Raw genomic sequence first — 20,479 nt, forward strand, 5'->3', positions numbered from 1 at the left:
AGTGCAGCCACTTTGGCAGTCACGAAACGTGACCGCTGCATTTCGTCGCAACGCGATGTCCTAAAAGCCAGAACAAGTTCCGGAGATAGAACTGATGAACGAGGCTGAGCTCTCACCCAATCACACCGACTCAACACGGGATCGCATCAATCCGGTCGTTTTTTACAGTTCGGCGGTTGCCATCGTACTGTTTGCGATCTGGACGATGTTCTTCACGGAGCCTTCCCTGACGGTCATCAATACCGTCCTGGGCTGGATCTCGAACACCTTTGGCTGGTTCTATTTCCTGGCCGTGCTGGTGTATTTGCTGTTTGTGGTGGTCATCGCCACCACGCGCTACGGCAAGATCAGGCTAGGCCCCGATCATTCGAAACCGGAATTCAATGTCGTGACCTGGGCGGCGATGTTGTTCTCCGCCGGTATCGGCATCGACTTGCTGTTTTTCTGCATCGCTGAGCCAATCACCCAGTATCTGGAACCACCGGTTGGCGTAGGCGGCACCACGCAGGCAGCGCGACATGCCATGGAGTTGACCTTCCTGCACTGGGGGCTGTCTGGCTGGGGCGTCTATACGCTGGTAGGCATGTCGCTGGCCTACTTCAGCTTTCGCCAGGGGCTTCCGCTTTCGATCCGCTCATCGCTGTACCCGATCTTCGGCAAAGGCATCTACGGGCCCATCGGGCATACGGTCGACACGGCTGCCGTGTTGGGTACGGTGTTCGGTATCGCCACGAGCCTGGGCATCGGCATCATCCAGCTCAATTTCGGCCTGAATTACATTTTCGGGGTGCCTGAGAACACGCTGACCCAGTCGGTGCTGGTCGTGTTGATCGTCGTGTTCTCCGCGATATCTGCGGCAACCGGGGTGGAGCGGGGCATCCGGCGGCTCTCCGAGTTCAACATGCTGCTCGCGGTATTGCTGCTGCTGTTCGTGTTGTTCGCCGGCAAGACCACCTTCCTGCTCAACGCGCTGGTGATGAATGTTGGCGATTATTTTGCCAACTTCATCAGCCTGTCGTTCGATACCTACGCGTACGACCAGCCGACCGACTGGCTGAATGCCTGGACGGTATTTTTCTGGGCCTGGTGGATCGCATGGGGGCCGTTTGTTGGCCTGTTCCTGGCGCGTATTTCCCGAGGCCGCACCATCCGTGAGTTCGTGATTGGCACGCTGCTACTGCCGTTGGCTTTCATGATGGCGTGGATGTCGATCATGGGTAACAGCGCCATCGACATGGTCATGAACGGTGCGGTCGAGTTTGGCGCACAGGCTGTCAGCAATCCTGGATCCTCGATCTACCTCTTCCTGCAGAGCCTGCCCTGGGCAGGCCTGACGACCACGGTCGCCACCATTCTGGCTATTGTGTTCTTCGTGACCTCGGGTGACTCGGGCTCGCTGGTGCTATCCAACTTCACCTCGATTCTCAGGGACGCCAATAGCGATGCGCCCGTCTGGATGCGTGTACTCTGGGCTGGGATCATCGGCGTGCTGACTCTGGCGCTGCTGATTGCCGGCGGGCTGAGCGCATTGCAAGGGACCGTGGTGATCATGGGCCTGCCGTTCTCCATTGTGCTTCTGTTCATGATGGTTGGCCTGTTCAAGGCGCTGCACGTCGAAGGCGTGATGGCGGACAGTTATCAAAAGAGTCTCTCCGGCCAGCTTTCCGGCCGTGCAACGCTTGAACATGCCCACATGAACTGGAGCCAGCGGCTGTCGCGCGCGATGAGCTTCCCGAGCCTGTCGCAGATTCGCCGCTACCTCAAAGAGACATGCCGGCCAGCCATGGAAGAGATCCAGAAGGCGCTCGGCGAAAAAGGCGTGCCGGTGGAAATCATCGAAGGCGGGGCAGGCAACGAGCACCTGATTCTCAACGTGAATCTGGGCAGTGAAATGGACTTCACCTACCAGATCTGGCCGGTTCGCAGCGCGATGCCATCGTTTGCGGTGCGCACATCGAGTAGCAGTGCGCACTACTATCGGCTTGAGGTCCACCTGCGACAGGGCAGTCTGGGGTATGACCTGATGGGCTATTCGAAGCGTCAGCTGATCGAGGACATCCTCGATCACTACGAACACCACATGCAGTTCCTGCACCTGCAGCGCGAGAAGGGCAGTCTGGCGGACGGCTCGTCCGAACCAGGCACCGCAAGCGCCACCTGACTGCGATCACGGCGAACCTACAGGTTCGTCGTGGCGCCTGAAACGTGGCGGCGGCTTATCCGGCCGTTGCCACCCAGACATTCGAAGAGGTAAATCATGGCCCGTTATCCACGGCAACAACTCTATATCGATGGCGGCTACATCGACGCCAGCGGTGGGCAGGTCTTCGAGAGCATCAACCCGGCCAACGGCGAAGTGCTCGCCGAAGTGGCCCAGGCATCGAGTGCCGACCTGGAACGAGCAGTTGTCAGCGCAGAAAAAGGCCAGAAGATCTGGGCTGCACTGACCGGCATGGAGCGCTCGCGTGTGCTGCGCAAGGCGGTCGACATTCTGCGTGAGCGCAACGATGAGCTGGCGCTGCTGGAGACCCTCGACACCGGTAAACCCTTGATGGAGACCCGCAGTGTCGACATCGTCACTGGCGCCGATGTGCTCGAGTACTACGCAGGCCTGGCGCCGGCCATCGAAGGCGAACAGATCCCGCTGCGCGACACCAGCTTTGTCTACACCCGGCGTGAGCCGCTGGGTGTGGTGGCCGGAATTGGCGCCTGGAACTACCCGATCCAGATCGCGCTGTGGAAGGCCGCACCGGCCCTGGCTGCTGGCAACGCGATGATCTTCAAGCCGAGCGAAGTGACTTCGCTGAGCGCGCTGAAACTCGCTGAAATCTTCACCGAAGCCGGATTACCTGCGGGTGTGTTCAACGTGCTGACCGGTACCGGTGCCGAGATCGGCGCCTTGCTTACCGAGCATCCGCGCATCGCCAAGGTGTCCTTTACCGGCGGTGTCGCGACCGGCAAGAAGGTGATGGCCAGCGCTGCCAGCTCTTCGCTTAAAGACGTGACGATGGAGTTGGGTGGCAAGTCGCCATTGATCGTCTGTGACGATGCCGATCTGGATCGCGCCGCCGATATCGCCGTCATGGCCAACTTCTTCAGCTCCGGTCAGGTCTGCACCAACGGCACCCGCGTTTTTGTGCCGCGCGCGTTGTTGAGCGAGTTCGAAGCGAAGCTGCTCGAGCGGGTAAAGCGAATCCGCATGGGCGACCCGCAGGACGAGCAAACCACATTCGGCCCCATGGTCAGCTTCGCCCACATGCAGAACGTGCTCGGCTATATCGCCAAGGGCAAGTCGCAAGGTGCGCGCCTGCTCTGTGGTGGTGAACGCGTCACCAGCGGCGATTTCGGCCGTGGCGCCTACATCGAGCCGACCATCTTCAGCGACTGCACCGACGACATGATCATCGCCCGCGAAGAGATCTTCGGCCCGGTGCTGAGTCTTCTGACTTACGACGACGAAGACGAAGCCGTGCGTCGTGCCAACGACAGCGACTACGGTCTGGCCGCCGGTGTGGTCACCCGTGATCTGGCGCGCGCGCATCGGATCATCCATCAGATGGAAGCCGGGATCTGCTGGATCAACACCTGGGGTGAGTCAGCCGCGCAGATGCCCGTCGGCGGTTACAAGCAGTCTGGGATAGGCCGCGAAAACGGTATCTCGTCGCTGGCGCATTACACACGGTTGAAGTCCGTGCAGGTGGAACTGGGCGAGTTCGCGTCGGTTTTCTAAGCGAGCAGGCCGAGGGAGCACAGGGCAGCGCTCGCCGACGCGACAGGAGGATTCATGGACTACGATTACATCATCATTGGCGCTGGCTCTGCCGGGAATACCCTGGCGGCACGCCTGACCGAGGACACAGATGTCAGCGTCCTGCTGCTGGAGGCGGGCGGGCCTGATTACCGCCTCGACTTCCGCACCCAGATGCCCGCTGCACTCGCTTATCCGCTACAAGGCACGCGCTACAACTGGGCCTACAAGACGGATCCTGAACCCCACATGAACAACCGCCGCATGGACTGTGGGCGCGGTAAGGGATTGGGCGGATCATCGTTGATCAACGGCATGTGCTACATCCGTGGCAACGCCATGGACTACGACAACTGGGCGACCATGCCGGGTCTGGAGGACTGGTCCTATCTGGACTGCCTGCCGTACTTCCGCAAGGCAGAAACCCGCGATATCGGCCCCAACGACTACCACGGTGGCGACGGCCCGGTCAGCGTCACCACGCCCAAACCCGGCAACAACATCCTGTTTCACGCGATGGTCGAGGCGGGTGTGCAGGCTGGTTATCCGAAGACCGAAGACCTCAACGGTTATCAGCAGGAAGGCTTCGGGCCGATGGACCGCACCGTTACGCCCAATGGCCGTCGCGCCAGCACGGCGCGTGGCTACCTGGATCAGGCCAAGGATCGCCCGAACCTGACCATCATCACCCATGCTGTAACCGATCGCGTGCTGTTCGAGAACAAGCGCGCTGTTGGCGTGAAGTACTTGCGTGGTCGCGAACAAGCCACCGTCGCTCGGGCTCGGCGTGAAGTGTTGCTGTGCGGCGGGGCCATTGCTTCGCCCCAGGTGCTGCAGCGCTCCGGCGTCGGGCCGGCGCCGTTGCTCAAGGGGCTCGGTATCGAGGTGGTGCACGACTTGCCTGGCGTCGGCCAGAATCTGCAGGATCACCTGGAAATGTACTTGCAGTACGAGTGCAAACAGCCGGTTTCGCTGTATCCCGCGTTGAAGTGGTGGAACCAACCGGCGATTGGCGCGCAGTGGCTGTTCGCCGGTTCCGGGATCGGTGCCAGCAACCAGTTCGAAGCCGGCGGCTTCATTCGCAGTCGCGAGGCGTTCGAGTGGCCAAACATCCAGTTTCACTTCCTGCCGGTGGCTGTCAGCTACAACGGCAGTAATGCCCACGACGGCCATAGCTTTCAGGCCCATGTGGGTTCGATGCGCTCACCGAGCCGGGGGCGGATCCAGATTCGTTCGACCGATCCCCATGTCGATCCAAGTATCCTCTTCAACTACATGGCCCATGAGCAGGACTGGCAGGAGTTCCGCGATGGCATCCGCCTGACCCGCGAGATCATTGGTCAGCCCGCACTCGACCCCTTCCGCGGCAAGGAGCTGAGCCCTGGCATCGAGGCCCAGAGCGATGCGGATCTGGACGCTTTCGTCCGTGAGCATGCGGAGACGGCCTATCACCCATCCTGCTCCTGCAAGATGGGCGCGGACGATATGGCGGTGGTCGACGGTCAGGGGCGCGTGCACGGCGTGGAAGGCCTGCGTGTGGTGGACGCGTCGATCATGCCGCAGATCATCACCGGCAACCTCAATGCAACCACCATCATGATCGCCGAGAAAATTGCCGACCGGATTCGTGGGCGGCAGCCATTGCCGCGCAGCACAGCGGCTTACTACGTCGCCAAGGGCTCCCCTGTGCGCAAGGCACCACAGCGAGGATGACTGATATAGGGGGCGTTGCAGGCGGCCGAGCAATCAGGTCGCCTGTTTGGTTTGCCAACTTCTTCTTTCTGTGTCACACAGCTTTCACCGGCCACCGATTCTCCAGAGCAGCCAGCTCGGCAATGCACCGTCTGCGATTCAGATATCAGAGTTCGTTGCGCAGCGCGCCTCCATGCTTCGTAAAGTGATGAAGCGGCGCCAGGATCACCAGGGCAGCGGATCGCCCTGATAATCCAGGTACCGATGGCCGCCACTGCCCAGCGCCTTGGTGACCTGCTCGACCATGCCGCGTGCACTGGTCTCGATGTCCAGCAGTGCCTGCTCGCCGCCCATGTCGGTCTTGACCCAACCGGGATGCATGGACAGCACGGTCAGCCCGGTCTCGCCCAGCTCCGCTACGAAAGTCCGAGTCAGGTGATTGAGCGCGGCCTTGCTTGCACCGTAGAGCGACATGCCCATGCCCGGACCGGTTTCGACGCTGCCGAGGATAGAACTCATGAACACGACCACGCCTTGCCTGGCATCGACCAGCGGCAGCAGCCGTTCGGCCAGGCGCAGTGGCGCAACCGCGTTGGTATAGAACAGATGACCGACTTCCGTTTCAGTTGCCTGGTTGGCCGGCTTGCCCTGCGGACCGGCGACGCCAGCGCTGACGAACAATACCTCCAGCTTGACATTGCCAAGGCGCTCGGCCAGCCCATCGACGCTTGCTGCATCGGCCATATCGAGCGTTTCGACACGCACATGGGGAATTCCGGCGAGCGCGTCGGCCTGCTGCGGGGTGCGTACCGTGGCAATCACTTGCCAGCCTTGGCTGGAAAACTGCTTCGCCAGGCCCAGCCCGAGGCCGCGCGATGCACCAATGATGAGTACCGTTTTGTTCATGAGCGATCCTCGCATCTGAAAGTAGTGGTCAAGCATAGCTTGGCATCGCACTGCCGATCACGCCGGTACAGGTGCTGTGCGTCAACATGGTCAGCTCGGTAGCGCTGGTGATGGTGCTGGCCTTTGAGCCGACCGAGGCGGACGTGATGCAGCGCCCGCCTCGATGGCCCGACGAACCGATGCTGTCGCGATTCGTCATCTGGCGAATCTTCTTCGTTTCCGCGTTGTTCCTGGTCGGCATCTTCGGCATGTACCAGTGGATGCTCTCGCAGGGCGCGACGGTCGAAGCGGCGCGTACCGTGGCGGTTAACGCGTTGGTCTGCATGGAAGTGTTCTATCTGTTCAGCGTGCGCTACCTGAAGGCGCCATCCTTCACCGTGCAGGGTGTGATGGGCACGCCGCGGGTGCTGGTCGCGGTGTTTGGCGTGTTCGCCTTGCAGCTGCTGTTGACCTACGCGCCATTCATGCAGTCGCTGTTCGCCTCCGAGGCGCTATCGCTGTCCACCGGTATGTGGGTGGTAGTAGCCGGCGTGGCGGTCCTGGTCATTCTGGAGGTTGAAAAGGCGGTGTTACGACGGCTGGGGCTTGGCCCTTCGCGACAGCTGTGAGCGGGGCAGAGCGAGTGCCCTGCGCTTCTTCATTGAGGTTTGCGACCGGCCTTCCATGGCAGTCCCGGCGACACCAGCGCGTCGAGCAATCCACGGCGGGCCGCCGTAGGCAGCGCCACGCTGGCGCCGTTAGTAGGGGCTTGCGGCCGGACGGACTACCAACTCGCTCACATCCACATCGGCGGGCTGTTCGACGGCATAGGCGATGGCGCGTGCAATGGCTTGGGCTGGAATGGCGATGCGACGGAAATCGTCCATGGCCACCCGCGCACCCTCATCGGAGATGCTCTCGGCCAGTTCCGATTCGGTGACGCCAGGCGAAACCACAGTGACGCGAATGTCGCCGCCGACCTCCTGGCGTAGCCCTTCGGAAATGGCGCGAACCGCGTACTTGGTGGCGCAGTAGACCGCGGCAGTGGGGCTGACGGCGTACGCGCCGATGGAGGCGATGTTGATGAACTGACCGGAGCGCTGGCGCTGCATCAGCGGCAGCGCGGCGGCGATGCCATGCAACACGCCACGGATGTTCACATCGATCATCCGGTCCCACTCGTCGACTTTCAGGGCATCGAGGCGTGACAGCGGCATCACGCCAGCGTTGTTGATCAGCACGTCGACGCGGCCGAAGCGCTGTTCGGCGAAATCGATGAAGGCCTGGGTATCTTCGCGGCGGGTGACGTCCAGCGTGCGGCAGGCTGCGACACCTCCTGATTCTGTGATGCTGGCGGCAAGGCTTTCCAGACGTTCCAGGCGACGTGCGCCGAGCACGACCGTTGCGCCCTTTGCAGCCAGCAAGCGTGCCGTGGCGTCGCCGATACCGCTGCTGGCGCCGGTGATGAGGATGATTTTTCCGTTGATGTTCGACATGGTCGGAGCCTCCGTCAGGTCATTCGAATCGACGCCCATGCGCCGTGATTTCGATGCTAGGCAGAACGCACGCCTGGCGTTAGATCGATCCTGCCGAGGGCTTGCCTGATACTGGTCAGGTGCCGTTTACCAGATGCTCGTGCAGTGCCGAGCCTTTGACTTCCAACAGTTGGCCGACTACCTCGGTCTACCCCTGGCTGGCGCCGAATACCATTCGATAGGGCCGGCCAACAGCAGAAGGAGGCGACATTGATACGGCGGGCGGGACTCGCGGGCGAAGGATGCACAGCCGTCAGGACACACAGATGACCGCTCGGGCAGAGCGGTGCGGATTAGCGTGGCGGGCTCAAGCCGCACCCTTTTAGGATGACTTGAATGAGCGTCTCGGTGCCCCGCTCGAAATCATCCTTGGTGACGCGACGTTGGCCGGTGATACGTCGGATCTGATCCGAGAAGTCGGCGTAGTGCTGGGTGCTGCTCCAGATCAGAAAGACCAGATGCATGGGGTCGATCGGCTCCATCTTGCCGGCATCGATCCAGGCCTGCAGCACCGCGGTACGACCGCGAAACCACTCGCGATAGTCCTCGTTGAAGTGCGACGAAAGACACTCGCAACCACTGATTATCTCCATGGCGAAGATCTTTGAGGCCTGCGGTTGCTTACGCGAAAAGGCCATCTTGGTGCGGATGTAGCTGGCCAGCGCAACGGCAGGGTCATCATCGACGGTGAGGTGATCGAAGGCGTTGTCCCAGAGTTCGAGAATATGTCGCATCACTTCGACATACAGGCCGAGCTTGTTGGCGAAGTAGTAGTGCAGGTTGGCTTTTGGCAATCCGGCGCGCATGGCAATGGCGTTCATGCTCGTGCCTTTGTAGCCGTGACGGGCGAATTCCTCGGCGGCTGCCGACAGGATCAGCTCTTCGTTCTTCTGACGAATCTGGCCGGCGCGTTTGCCAGCGATGGGCGCCGGGGTCAGCGTAGCGTCGAAGTTGGTCATAGATCCCTTTCCTGTGTCGGCGGCATCAGGCCCGATGCGCTTGTTGAATGCTAGCCTACGCTGGTCGGGAAAGGTGGCCGCACGCCGTAGCGAGCGGCCGTGCAGGTTAGAAGTGCACCTTCACGATGGCGTTCCAGGCGCTCTGATCGGTGTCGAATGCGCGCGTACTTTCGATACCGTACTTGTCGGACCAGTAGTCATATTCGATACCGACATAGAGCTGGCCGGCCTGCTGGTACACGGCCTTGCCGAGGTCGTACTTGACCTGCGGGTTGATATGCAGGTTCTTCGACTGGTAGTCGGCGGAACCCTTGTTACCTGCGTCATTCACGACCCAGTCGATGAAGCCGTCGAAGAGAATGTCCGAGTTGCCGACCGGAATGGTGATGGCCCAGGTCGGCGTGATCTGCCATTGGCCGGACGCCTTTTCACGAATGCCGTCGGGCTTGCGGTAATAGGTGTTGATGGCCAGGCGGTCGAAACCTGGGACCGCCAGGTCGACGGCTGGGCCGAGCAGGTAGTTCTGCACTTCATCCTCGCCGCGCTCGTAGGTAAAGGCGACCAGTACATCCTTGATCGGGCCATACGAGAAGTCGATTCCGCTGGTTTTGCCGAGCGACAGGCGCGGGCTGAACTCGCCGTAATAGGTGCGTGCTGCTTCGCTGTCGTCCTGGCTTTCGTTCCACTTGTAGTCAACGAACAGGAATACGTCGCCGTAGGTCCAGCCGCTGGCGTGTTCGAAGGTCAGGGTGTGCTGGGTATCAGGGTCGACCTTGAAGTCGTTCCCGTACAAATACGTCAGGCTGTTGTCCTGCCAGAGCATCGGTGCGGCGATAGCCTGGCCTGCGAGCATCATGCTGCTTGCCACTGCGGCAGTGGAGAGAATGGATTTCATGTAGCGCTCCTGTTGCGTTATGTGTGCTTTTTTTCTTGGCTGAACGGTCAGCTGAATCTGGTAAGGCGAGTCATGAATCGAATTTGGGTGAGCCACCTGATGCAGTGGGCGAGGCTGCTCTGCTGGACAGAAAAAAGCCCCGTGGCTACGGGGCTTAACGCGTTCGGTCGAGGTTAATCAGATCACTTCGGCCCACAGGTCGTATTCGTCAGCGTGGGTGACACGCACGCGAACCTTTTCGCCTGCCTGCAACGGGCGCTCGCTGTCGACGTAGACCATGCCGTCGATCTCGGGAGCATCAGCCCATGAGCGACCAATGGCGCCGTCTTCGTCCACCTCGTCAATGAGCACGTCCAGCTCCTGACCAATCTTGCGCTCCAGGCGCGCCGCGCTGATGGCTTGTTGATGGGCCATGAAACGGTCCCAGCGGTCTTGCTTGACGTCGTCCGGTACCGGTTCGAGGTCCATGGCTTCCGCAGGGGCACCCTCGACAGGCGAATACTGGAAGCAGCCCACGCGGTCGAGCTGGGCTTCGGTCAGCCAGTCGAGCAGGTACTGGAAGTCTTCCTCGGTCTCGCCAGGAAAGCCCACGATGAAGGTCGAGCGGATGGTCAGTTCCGGGCAGATCTCGCGCCACTTCTTGATGCGCGCCAGGGTCTTGTCCTCGAAGGCCGGACGCTTCATGGCCTTGAGCACTTTCGGGCTGGCGTGCTGGAAGGGGATGTCCAGGTACGGCAGGATCTTGCCGGCAGCCATCAGCGGGATGACGTCATCGACGTTCGGGTACGGGTAGACGTAGTGCAGACGCACCCACACGCCCATGCTCGACAGGGCCTGACACAGCTCCAGCATGCGTGTCTTGATCGGCTGGCCATTCCAGAAATCGGTCTTGTACTTGACGTCGACGCCGTAGGCACTGGTGTCCTGGGAGATCACCAGAATCTCTTTCACGCCTGCTTTGACCAGCCGCTCGGCTTCGCTCAGTACATCGCCCACCGGGCGGCTGACCAGCTTGCCGCGCATGGACGGGATGATGCAGAAGCTGCAGGTATGGTTGCAGCCTTCGGAAATCTTCAGATAGGCGTAATGGCGCGGGGTCAGCTTGATGCCTTGCGGCGGGACCAGATCGACGAAGGGATCGTGATCGATATTCGGTGGCACGACTTGGTGAACGGCGTTGACCACCTGTTCGTACTGCTGCGGGCCGGTGACGGCCAGGACGCTGGGGTGGACGCTACGAATATTGTCCTCGGCGACACCCATGCAGCCGGTGACGATCACCTTGCCGTTCTCGGCGATGGCCTCGCCGATGGCGTCCAGCGATTCGGCCTTGGCGCTGTCGATGAAGCCACAGGTGTTGACGACTACCACGTCGGCGTCGTCGTAGGACGGTACGATCTGGTAACCCTCCATGCGCAGCTGGGTGAGGATGCGTTCAGAGTCGACCGTGGCCTTGGGGCAACCCAGGCTGACGAACCCGACTGTTGGCGTTTTGCTCATCGACTTTGAACCTCGAAAACCGCGCATGAAAATGGCGCGCGAGTATACAGAGCTGGATATTTTTTAGCCATGTCTACCGTCGCCCGGTCTAGTCGGACTGACTGGGACACCGAGAACGGATGCTTGCGGAGCTCAGGCGCCTGGTTTTAGATCAGCTGATGAGTACTGATCGGGTTCCGCGATCTCGGACCGATTGCGCCCTTGCTGCTTGGCCCGGTACAGCGCTGCATCGGCCAGCTTGAGCACACGTTCGATGGCGCTGGCGTGCATCGGCCAGACTGCAACCCCCAGCGAAACGGTGATGTGGCCGACCACCGGAATATGCTCCTGCTCGATGCCGGTACGCAGGCGCTCGGCAACCAGATGCGCCGCATCGAGCGTGGTATTGGGCAGCAGCATCAAGAATTCCTCGCCGCCGCTGCGACAGAGAATGTCGGCATCCCGTGAGCAGGTTCTCATCAACCCGGCCATCTGACGGATGACGGTATCGCCCGTGTCATGACCGTGGGTGTCGTTGATGCGTTTGAAATGGTCGATGTCCAGCGCGATGACCGCAAAGGATCGGCCTTCACTGCCGAGCATTTCGAGGGCGAGCGTCAGGCCGCGACGGTTATACAGGCCGGTCAGCGGATCGGTTTGGGCGTCGAGGTTGAGTTTGCCGATGCGCTGGTGCAGCAGGCTGATACCCAGCTGCAAGGCGCGCTTGAGCTGCGCTGCTTCGAAGTACCAAGACCGGATACGCTGGATGCGCTCCGCGCTATTGGGCGCATCCATTTCGCTGGCGCGCTGGGCCAGTTGCGACAGTGGCCGCGTGATCAGTGTCGCCAGACCCCAGATGCACAGTAATGTCAGCAGAGCCAGAGGCGCAGTCTGGCGGACAACCTTGAGCATCAGATTGTCGAGCGGCTGCAAGGTGTCGGCTGTTGGCCGCTGCGCCACGATGCCCCAGCCTGCCGCAGGTGAGGCTGCGTAGCCAGCCAGCATGTCCACACCTTGGCTGTTGATCACCCGTAGGCTGCCTGATTCACCGTGTAGCACCCTGTCGATGACTTCGTTTTCTGCTACCACCGTACCCAGCCGTTTAGGCTTTGGGTGATACAGGAGTCGGCGCGACTGGTCGACCGCATACAGGTAGGACCCGTCCTCATAGAAATGCTCGCCCAACATGCTATGCAGGATATTGCGCTCGCGCAGATAGATCACCCCACCGATATAGCCGAGGTAGGTACCGTCACTGGCCACGATGGGTTGGGATATCAGGACGACCAAGGTATCAAGCGCCGAGATGTACGGGCTGCTGATCAAGGGTTTGCGTTCCGCCAGGGCTTGGCGAGCGCCCGGTGAATCCAGCTTCTTGCCGACCAGTCCCGTATTTGGCACGGTAGTCATTACCACGCCTTGGGCACTGGTAATGACCACAGCATTGAAGCTGTCGGTCTGTCGCTGAAGCCGTCTGGCTTCAGCATTCAGTACATCAATGTCATGGAACCGGGCGGCAATGCTCTCGGCGCTCACAGCCAGTTGCTGCTGAGCAGTACGAAAGAACTCTTCAGTCCCGTCTGCCAATTTCGAGGCGTATGCGCGATTGGCAGCGAGCGTGCTGCCAATCAGCGAATCACGCTGAACCTTATAGCTGGCGTAAAAGCTGATACCGAGGATTACCAAGCCACTCAGCATCGCCAACAGAATGATCAGTCGGCGCAAGTCCAAACGAGGTAGGTGGGTGGTTTGCATAAATCCAGGTGGTTCGGTTGCGGCCTTGCGACATGATGGTAGGGAGTTTGCCGTTGCGCCTCCAGCACTGATGGCAATGAGCTGATGACAGCCCGGCGGCATTCGGCCTGGGTGTAGTCGCTCGCAAGACCCTAACACGGCCTCCGGATCAGGCAAGCAAGACGACTGGCAGGTTCCCTGTCGCTACCGCATCAAACGTGAACAATCGGATGTGGCAGGTGACCAATATGCACCGGGGGGTAAATTGGCCCGGGCCCCTTTGCTACCATGCATTCACTGATCGAAACGGAAAGCTGCTGTGACCGACAACTCTATCTACTCGCCAACCGCGCCGACCCATGTTCCGACTGGCGTGCCGGGACTGGACGCCGTCCTCAAAGGCGGGCTGCTACCGCGGGCGGTGTATATCGTTCAGGGTGGGCCGGGCGAGGGGAAGACCATTCTGGCCAATCAGATCTGTTACAGCTGGGCAGCTCGTGGCGAGCGCTCCTTGTACGTGACCTTGCTGGCCGAAACCCACCATCGTCTGCTTCGCCATTTGCAGAATATGCAATTCATGGACAACCAATACGCCGGCACGTCGGTGGTCTATGAAAGTGCGTTCGACATTCTCCGAACCGACGGTTTGGAAGGCATCCTGCGTTACCTCACGCGCAATGGAAAGCGGCAACAGGCCTCGCTGATCGTGATCGATGGCCTGTTCGCGCTGGAAGAGAATGCCGCCTCGGAGCGTGCCTTTCGTGAGTTCATCAATGACCTGTCGATTTACGCCGACGTGGTTGGCTGCACCATTCTGTTACTGACCAACAGCAAGCGCGATTCCGGCAGTCCCGAGTTCACCATGGTTGATGGTTGGTTGCACCTGGGCAGCGACGAGGATCAGTTCCGCACCTACCGCTATCTGCAGGTGCGCAAGTTCCGTGGCAGCGACTTCATCTCCGGTCGGCACATGAGTTCGATTAGCAGCGAGGGTTTTCGGGTATTTCCACGGCTCGAAGCGGTCACCGGCGAGCTGGAGTCCGCGCCTATGCGCGACGAGCGCTTGAGCATCGGCGTCTCCGGGCTCGACGCAGTTATACAGGGCGGTATCCCGTTCTCCTCGACGACCTTGCTGGTAGGGCCGACCGGTGTCGGCAAGACCACTTTGGGTTTGAGCTTCATCTGCGATAGCAGCGAAGCCGAACCCGGTCTCATCTTTGGCTTCTACGAGGACGCCCACAGGCTGCGGCGCCGTGCGAAAGCGCTGGGGCTTGAGCTAGGCGCGCTGATCGACAGCGGCGTGGTAGAGGTGGTTCATCACTCCCCAACGGAGCTGTTACAGGATCAGCTCGCCGAAGAAATAATCGCAGAGGTTCGCCGACGGGGCGTCAAACGGCTGTTCATCGATGGTATCGACGCGTTCAAGCAGGCGGCAGTGAACGAGCAGCGGCTGGGGCGTTTTGTCAGCACGCTCACCGCTATCCTGCGCTGCGAGGGTGTGACAACAATCTTCACCGCTGAGTTGGCCGAGATTGTCGGCGGGGAGAATGGGCTGCAGTTTGCCGCGGTCTCGGCGATTGCCGAGAACATCATTCTGCTGAGATATGCGGAACTCGAATCTAGGCTCTACCGTACGCTGGCGATCCTGAAGATGCGTGAAAGCGGCTTCGATCCCTATGTGTATGAGTTCTATCTGGGTGAGAGAGGGTTCAAGCTCGGAGAGCGGATGGCGCGTACCGAGGGGGTCGTGACGGGACAGGCTCACCGTCAATCCTCAGCGGGAGCGCGGGATGCGTGACGAGCAGTCGCAAATACTCGAACCGCTCGTGTTGCTGGTCGAGGATGAACTCGGCCTCAGCAAACTGATGGTGATGATTCTCGAGGACGAAGGCTACCGAGTCGTCGAGGCGGCGAATGGTGCCCTGGGCTTGCTCAAGCTCAAGGAGGAAAAGCCAGCGCTGATCATCACCGACTACATGATGCCGGAGCTCAATGGCTACGAGATGGTTTGCGCGATACGCAAGGACTCCGCGTTCGACGACGTGCCGATTCTGATGATGAGCGCTGCATTGCCCCAGCAGTTGTCGGTTAGCGATCTGGTTGATCATTTCCTGCCGAAGGGCACCAAGCTCGAGACGCTGGTGGCCACCATTCACCGCCTCGTCGAGGAGGGCGGCGCGCCTTCGAAGCCGGCTCGCTAAGCCCTGCTGGGCATCGCGCTCAGGACGCCGGGTTCACGCCCGTACTGTTAATACCTTGCCGACGGCCGGGCAAGAAGCGCTTGAGGCGCAACGCCGGCGCCTCGATCAGGTGCCAGGACAGTGCGGCGATGCCGATGCTCGCGGCCAGACTGATTGCCATGAATGCCGGCAAGGACAGCTTTGGATCCAGCCAATGCATCAACAGTTGCTGCACCGGAAAACTGAAGATGTAGATGCCGTATGAAAAATCACCGTATCGGCCGAAGCCTGACAGCCGTGGAATCTTCAGGTGTGCCAGGTAAATGGTCAGGTAGGGTAATGTCAGAACATGAACGAAGAACCACCATTCGGTCCTGGCACTGAGCAGCGAAAGTGAAAGCAGTACAAGCGCGATCTTCCAGTTCCAGGGCAACGTCTTGCGGTACAGATAGAGCGCCGAGCCGAGAAAGAAAAACATGCCCAGGCGGGTGACCTTGCGCAGGATGTCGCTCTCTAATCCAAGGTTGGGCGCCAGGTGGAAATGGATGAGCATAAGCATGATCGGCACCGCCACTACCGCGATGCGTCCGAACAGCTTGAGCAGACCCAGCATCAACAGCATCGCGTACATCAGCGCTTCGTAAGGCAGCGTCCAGACCGATCCGTTGACGGTGCCTGGGAACGGGTTTTCGGTGAATACGCCAGGCAGGCGGAACTGGGTGAACAGTGCCGCATTGGACAGATAGCGGACGGTCTGGCTGTTGAGCAAGTACTCGCTGAGCGATAGCTCCGTGGCCAGCGGGCCGATAATGAAAGCAGTAAACAGCGTCGATACCACCAGCGCCGGAAAGATACGCAGCGCTCGTTTGCCGGCGAAGTCCAAGCTGCTATGGCTGTGGATCCAGGATGCAGCGATCAGAAAACCGCTCATGACGAAGAACAGGTTTACGGCGATGTCAGCAGTATCCATGGATCCGGTGAACAGCCGCACCGGTTCTTGAGCGCCCAGTCCAGAGAGCCAGTAGCAATGGCCAAGCACCACCGCGGACGCAGCGAGAAAGCGTAGAAAGTCGAAGTTGTTTTCGTCGCGTTGCACCGATGCGATATCCATGCACATTTCCATATAACGGCCAGAACGCTTGCGCGCTGCAAGCGGTCAGCGCAATGGGAAGGTCTTGCTCATGCCCAACGCCCCGGTTTCGCCGTCCTGGATAGCTTGTTCGATGAGCGCCAGACGCCCGCGGCTGTTGCGTAGCCGGGCGACGAGACGCAGCAGCATGAGAAACATCGCCCGGTTGATGCGATGGACCCAGGGGGAGGCGGCCCAAACGTTCTTGTCGAACCAGGCCTGATTGCGTGCGGTGTAATAGGCGCGGAAGTCTGACTCGCCGAGTAGAAAGGTCTCATAGATGTTCCGCGTGCGCTGTTTGGTGTTCCAGGAATGCTCCAGTTCCTCGATCACGGCGTCGGTAAAGAGAAACAGCCGCCCACCGCTGGCCGTAATGCGCCGGGTGTACTCGGTGTCATCCACATAAAGGACAAGCTCCCTGAGCGGCAGGCCTATGTGGGCATACAGGCTGCGATGCGCGAGCATGCCGCCATAGGGCGCGAATGGCAGGCTGATGCTGGTCGGCGGATTGCTGGCGCGCTTGCCCCGAGGCAGTCGGCGCCAGATCTTGTACGGCAATTGGGCGACGTGAAACCCGAAATAGCTGGAACGCAGCTGCCGGATGTATCGCGCAGGTACGCCTTGTGCGATGTCGGCCTGTTGAGTCGCTCGGTAGCCCAGCACCGCGACTCGGTCCGAACCGAGCAGGCCGGTCAAACGCGCGAGCTGGCGGTGCAGGATCGACACAGCGGCGGTGGTCGGTAGGTTGTCGTCATCCATCAGCCAGATGTAATCAGCCTCGGACGCCAGCGCGGCTTCAATACCCACGGCATAGCCATTGGCTGAGCCCGTGTTTTCGGCCAGTTCAATCACACGAACCTGACCCGGCCAGCGCTGAATCAGCCGATCGAGAGAGGCCAGCGATGCATTGCTCACCACCACCACATCACTGACTGCAGTAAAGCTCAGGGCGCGCTCGATCAATTGCTGCACAAAGGGCAGCCGGTCGCCGTAGGTCACGGTAACCAATGTGGTTTTCGATGTCATGGTTGTCTCGGCGTGGAACGTGAGCGATCCGCTACCGGGTGCGTGGCGCTCTGTGCAAGGCCGTTGCGGCGCTGCGTCAGGGCGAGTAACAGGATCGCTAGGACGTTGGTGTTCTAGTCAGGCGAGCTGGTCGGCTGTTGTGTTGGCGTTTGGCAGCTTTTCCGTGGACGGCTCGACTGCGGTGAATACAGGTTGGCGGTCTGGGGTAAACAATGCATGGAAGACACTTATCAACCTGTTTCCGTCGGGCGTACCGGGCAGCTCGGGTGCCTGGAAAAACTCTGTGTAGGAATATCCGTCGGCATATACCAGGGTTTGCTGGGTTTGGTCTGCACTATCCATAGCGACTCCGAGAGAGCATAAGGTTAGAACGAATAGCGAATGGATTCGCCCGAGCGGTACGGGTTGCCGGAAAGCGGCTTAGCCAGGCGGATCGGTGCGGGCACGGAAGTATCGGCGCTGGAAGCGCCTGCACATTGCGGGCCGTGCGAATGGGCTCCGAGATTGAACAGCGTTGCCCGCCAGCCATTTGCACAGCCGGTTTTGCTCTGCACGGCGTGGTCGTATTCGTGCAGATGCCCGTCTTCGCTTGACGATATCAACCTTTGGTGGGCGCCCGCCGTTCCGCCGATCAACAGCGCGAGGCTTAATGCCGAAATGGTCTGGAAGCAGTGTGCTGCGGTGGTTGTGTTCATCCTTGAAGCCTCGCAATGGGGAGTGAGGACTCGGTCAGGCATGTTTCATGGGTATTGCCGTCGGGTAAACCTGAGCCACGTTTAGAGGGGTGATGGTCGGCAGATCCAATAGCGCGTCCTGCCCTTGGAGCAACGAAACCTCTCGAACCCTAGTATCGACGAATGCCTTGATCTCCTGCCTGAATCGTTCGGTTGAAAATCGCTCTGCGCTTGTGCGGCAGGTCTCAGGAAGGATCTGATGCGCTTGCGTCTCGAAGCGCTCGACGGCGGCCATCAAGGACTCGGGCGTCTGCTCGTTGTAGAACACGCCCGTCGGCTCGGGATGGTCGATTCCCCGTACGGTTTCCAGCACACCCCCTTTACCGTAAGCGATGACGGGCGTGCCGCACGCCTGGGCCTCGATGGGCGCGATGCCGAAGTCTTCTTCGGCTGCAAACACGAAGGCGCGGGCGCGCTGCATGTGGTGCAGCAGGACGGCGAAGCTCTGGTAACCCATGAGCGTCACGTTCGACGTGGCGAGCTCCTCGGCCTTTTCCATTTCCGGCCCACTGCCAATCACGACTAGCCGCTTGTCGGGCATGCGCGAAAACGCGTCGACGATCATCGGGATGCGCTTGTAAGGCACCATTCGTGAGGCGGTCAGGTAGTAATCCTCCTTCGCCGTGCGGAGTGTGAACTGCTGCGTGTCCACCGGTGGATAGATCACCGTTGATTCGCGGCGGTAGCTCTTGTTGATACGCCGACCGATGAAGTGAGAGTTGGCAACGAAATCGTCCACGCCGCTGGCGGTGCGCTGATCCCACATGCGCATGTAGTGCAGCAGCATGCGCGCCAGTTTCGCCTTGAATCCATGATCGAGGCTCGCCTCGTGCAGGTATTGATGTTGCAGATCCCAGGCATAGCGGATCGGCGAGTGCACGTAGCTGATATGCAGCTGATTGGGGCCGGTCAACACGCCCTTGGCGACGGCATGGCTGCTGGAAATCACCAGGTCATAACCCGACATGTCCAGCTGCTCGATGGCCAGCGGCATCAGCGGCAGATACTTCTGGTAGTGCGTCTTCGCCTTCGGCAATTGCTGGATGAAAGTCGTGGTGGCGCGCTTGCCGCCGAGGTTGGCGCGGTCCTCATCGGAGAGGAAATCGATCACGGAATACAGGTCGGCTTCTGGCCAGACATCCAGCAAGCCGGCAAGGACCCTTTCGGCACCGGCGTAGGTCACTAGCCAGTCATGAATTATGGCGATTTTCATTGCGAAGGCCTTTTCTAGGTAGGGGAGTGGCAGGCGTCACCCCGGTTGCAGTGACGGGAATCGCAGTTACAGCTACTGGCGTGATGCTTCAGCCGCCAGCGGGGCGGGGATATCGGGACGGCTGGGAACGGACCCGCATCCTGGCTAGTGCTTTGGTTGGCTGATTGGCAGCGGAGAAATGTCTGTGACGTCGGCATTTCGCACGCCGGTGAATGCTTGGTCGATAAGTCTGGAGACCTGACGAGCCGAGGTGTTCCAGCAATATCGCGCGACGTTTGCCTTGCCCCTGCGGCGCAGGTCCTGACGCAAGGCTTCGTCCCGCAGAACCCGCTGCATGCTCTGGGCGATGTCCTTTACCTTCAGGGGATCGAAGTACAGTGCGCTGTCGCCGAGAACCTCGGGAATGGATGCGGCACGCGCGGCGATAACCGGGCAACCACAGGCCTGCGCTTCGAGTGGAGGGATGCCGAACCCTTCATATAGCGAAGGAAATACGAAGGCAGCCGCACCTTGGTAGGCCTCTACCAGTTCCTCGTCCGTCAGCCTGCCCAGCGTGCGAATGCGTCGACTACCGGCCACATCGTGGAGGCTTCCCGAGAAGATCCGGTTGGAGTCACCAATGATGCGCAGCTCGACCTCATCGATACCTTCCATGCTCAGGAAGGCTGCGACCATCCGGGCGAAATTCTTGTGCGCGCTGGGCGAGGACACAGCCAGGAGGTAAGGCGCCGCCTCGCGTGGGCATTGCTCTGCGCAAAAGGGCTGGAAGCGTGCATCCACCGCGTTTGGTACAACGCAGATATTGTTTGCCGGATACCCGTAATGGCCGGCTATCTCCTTTCTGGAAAATTCGCTGACGGTGATCAACGCCTTGGTTTGTCCAAGTAACAGCGGGGTCAAGTTTCGGTACATGGCTCTGAATGTCCTGGAATAGCTCTCCGGGTGCCTGATGTAAGTGATGTCATGGTGCGTCGCGATCTGGTTGCCGTAGAACAGGGGAGCGGTGTTGCACAACGAGACCAGGGGAGGAGAACCATTGCGTGCGAGCCACAGCGGCAGGTCCAGCTGCTCCCAGAGGTGCCCTCGGTGTCGGCCAATGCGCCGGACGTGCAAGCGTTCTGCGCTTTCATGCAGGCGTATGTCTTCAGGCGCAACGAAGACCAGGTCGTTGCGCAGGTCTTTAAGCTGCAGACAAATCTGTTCCGCGAACCGCTGTACGCCCCGCATGTCCTGGGTCAGGAAGCGGGCATTGATCACGATCATCTTGAGT

General features: G+C 60.3%; 17 protein-coding genes and 1 pseudogene. 6 read left to right on the forward strand and 12 right to left on the reverse strand.

The features are described 5' to 3' along the window. The first annotated feature begins 94 nt into the window (after nucleotides 1–94). The 3 genes from betT to betA all read left to right on the forward strand — a co-directional run bounded on the left by betT (nucleotide 95) and on the right by betA (nucleotide 5,461). Nucleotides 95–2,161, forward strand: coding sequence for a choline BCCT transporter BetT (gene betT, locus PSTU_RS0108775; protein ID WP_019340672.1), 2,067 nt, complete (start codon nucleotides 95–97; stop codon nucleotides 2,159–2,161). Between the two features lie 96 nt (nucleotides 2,162–2,257). Next, nucleotides 2,258–3,730: a betaine-aldehyde dehydrogenase gene (gene betB, locus PSTU_RS0108780; RefSeq protein WP_019340673.1), complete on the forward strand. Its 1,473-nt coding sequence runs from the start codon at nucleotides 2,258–2,260 to the stop codon at nucleotides 3,728–3,730. 54 nt (nucleotides 3,731–3,784) lie between these two features. Further along, the gene (gene betA / locus PSTU_RS0108785; protein ID WP_019340674.1) at nucleotides 3,785–5,461 is read left to right on the forward strand and encodes a choline dehydrogenase; all 1,677 of its coding nucleotides are present in this window, start codon (nucleotides 3,785–3,787) and stop codon (nucleotides 5,459–5,461) included. 204 nt (nucleotides 5,462–5,665) lie between these two features. Here the strand turns inward: betA and PSTU_RS0108790 are convergent, their stop codons facing one another. After that, a complete protein-coding gene (locus PSTU_RS0108790) occupies nucleotides 5,666–6,346 on the reverse strand; it encodes an SDR family oxidoreductase (RefSeq protein ID WP_019340675.1) in 681 nt (226 codons plus the stop codon). Nucleotides 6,347–6,384: 38 nt separating this feature from the next. Here PSTU_RS0108790 and PSTU_RS0108795 point away from each other — a divergent pair. Beyond that, nucleotides 6,385–6,954, forward strand: a pseudogene (locus PSTU_RS0108795) (cation transporting ATPase C-terminal domain-containing protein); the annotation flags it as partial. A 129-nt stretch (nucleotides 6,955–7,083) separates the two neighbouring features. Here PSTU_RS0108795 and PSTU_RS0108800 read toward each other — a convergent pair. The 5 genes from PSTU_RS0108800 to PSTU_RS0108820 form a co-directional block, all read right to left on the reverse strand. After that, nucleotides 7,084–7,821, reverse strand: coding sequence for an SDR family oxidoreductase (locus PSTU_RS0108800; protein WP_029404683.1), 738 nt, complete (start codon nucleotides 7,819–7,821; stop codon nucleotides 7,084–7,086). 332 nt (nucleotides 7,822–8,153) lie between these two features. After that, the gene (locus tag PSTU_RS0108805; protein WP_019340678.1) at nucleotides 8,154–8,819 is read right to left on the reverse strand and encodes a TetR/AcrR family transcriptional regulator; all 666 of its coding nucleotides are present in this window, start codon (nucleotides 8,817–8,819) and stop codon (nucleotides 8,154–8,156) included. Nucleotides 8,820–8,925: 106 nt separating this feature from the next. Beyond that, nucleotides 8,926–9,714, reverse strand: a complete 789-nt coding sequence (locus PSTU_RS0108810) for an outer membrane protein OmpK (protein WP_019340679.1) — start codon at nucleotides 9,712–9,714, stop codon at nucleotides 8,926–8,928. A gap of 177 nt (nucleotides 9,715–9,891) precedes the next feature. Then, on the reverse strand, nucleotides 9,892–11,214 hold the full coding sequence (gene rimO, locus PSTU_RS0108815; RefSeq protein WP_019340680.1) for a 30S ribosomal protein S12 methylthiotransferase RimO: 1,323 nt from the start codon (nucleotides 11,212–11,214) through the stop codon (nucleotides 9,892–9,894). A 132-nt stretch (nucleotides 11,215–11,346) separates the two neighbouring features. Further along, nucleotides 11,347–12,948 carry a sensor domain-containing diguanylate cyclase gene (locus tag PSTU_RS0108820; protein WP_019340681.1) on the reverse strand — a complete coding sequence of 534 codons (1,602 nt, stop codon included), beginning with the start codon at nucleotides 12,946–12,948 and terminating at the stop codon, nucleotides 11,347–11,349. A 298-nt stretch (nucleotides 12,949–13,246) separates the two neighbouring features. On the opposite strand from PSTU_RS0108820, the gene PSTU_RS0108825 reads away from it, so the two are divergent. Beyond that, the gene (locus PSTU_RS0108825; RefSeq protein WP_019340682.1) at nucleotides 13,247–14,725 is read left to right on the forward strand and encodes an ATPase domain-containing protein; all 1,479 of its coding nucleotides are present in this window, start codon (nucleotides 13,247–13,249) and stop codon (nucleotides 14,723–14,725) included. After that, entirely contained in the window at nucleotides 14,718–15,128 is a 411-nt protein-coding gene (locus PSTU_RS20590; RefSeq protein ID WP_019340683.1) for a response regulator, read from the forward strand. The genes PSTU_RS0108825 and PSTU_RS20590 overlap by 8 nt, the downstream gene beginning before the upstream one ends. Nucleotides 15,129–15,147: 19 nt before the next feature. Here the strand turns inward: PSTU_RS20590 and PSTU_RS0108835 are convergent, their stop codons facing one another. From PSTU_RS0108835 to PSTU_RS0108860, 6 genes are all read right to left on the reverse strand, one after another. Continuing rightward, nucleotides 15,148–16,218 (reverse strand): acyltransferase family protein, encoded by a 1,071-nt coding sequence (locus PSTU_RS0108835; protein ID WP_019340684.1) that lies wholly within the window; start codon nucleotides 16,216–16,218, stop codon nucleotides 15,148–15,150. A 45-nt stretch (nucleotides 16,219–16,263) separates the two neighbouring features. Beyond that, nucleotides 16,264–17,262 (reverse strand): glycosyltransferase, encoded by a 999-nt coding sequence (locus PSTU_RS0108840; protein ID WP_019340685.1) that lies wholly within the window; start codon nucleotides 17,260–17,262, stop codon nucleotides 16,264–16,266. A gap of 117 nt (nucleotides 17,263–17,379) precedes the next feature. Beyond that, entirely contained in the window at nucleotides 17,380–17,604 is a 225-nt protein-coding gene (locus PSTU_RS20595; RefSeq protein ID WP_019340686.1) for a hypothetical protein, read from the reverse strand. 23 nt (nucleotides 17,605–17,627) lie between these two features. After that, nucleotides 17,628–17,957 (reverse strand): hypothetical protein, encoded by a 330-nt coding sequence (locus PSTU_RS0108850; protein WP_019340687.1) that lies wholly within the window; start codon nucleotides 17,955–17,957, stop codon nucleotides 17,628–17,630. Between the two features lie 34 nt (nucleotides 17,958–17,991). Next, on the reverse strand, nucleotides 17,992–19,209 hold the full coding sequence (locus PSTU_RS0108855) for a glycosyltransferase family 4 protein (RefSeq protein WP_019340688.1): 1,218 nt from the start codon (nucleotides 19,207–19,209) through the stop codon (nucleotides 17,992–17,994). Nucleotides 19,210–19,353: 144 nt separating this feature from the next. Further along, nucleotides 19,354–20,472, reverse strand: coding sequence for a glycosyltransferase family 4 protein (locus tag PSTU_RS0108860; RefSeq protein WP_019340689.1), 1,119 nt, complete (start codon nucleotides 20,470–20,472; stop codon nucleotides 19,354–19,356). Between the last annotated feature and the right edge of the window lie 7 nt (nucleotides 20,473–20,479).

Origin of the sequence: Stutzerimonas stutzeri SDM-LAC (genome assembly GCF_000235745.1) — a bacterium.
Taxonomy (GTDB): Bacteria; Pseudomonadota; Gammaproteobacteria; order Pseudomonadales; family Pseudomonadaceae; genus Stutzerimonas; species Stutzerimonas stutzeri_H.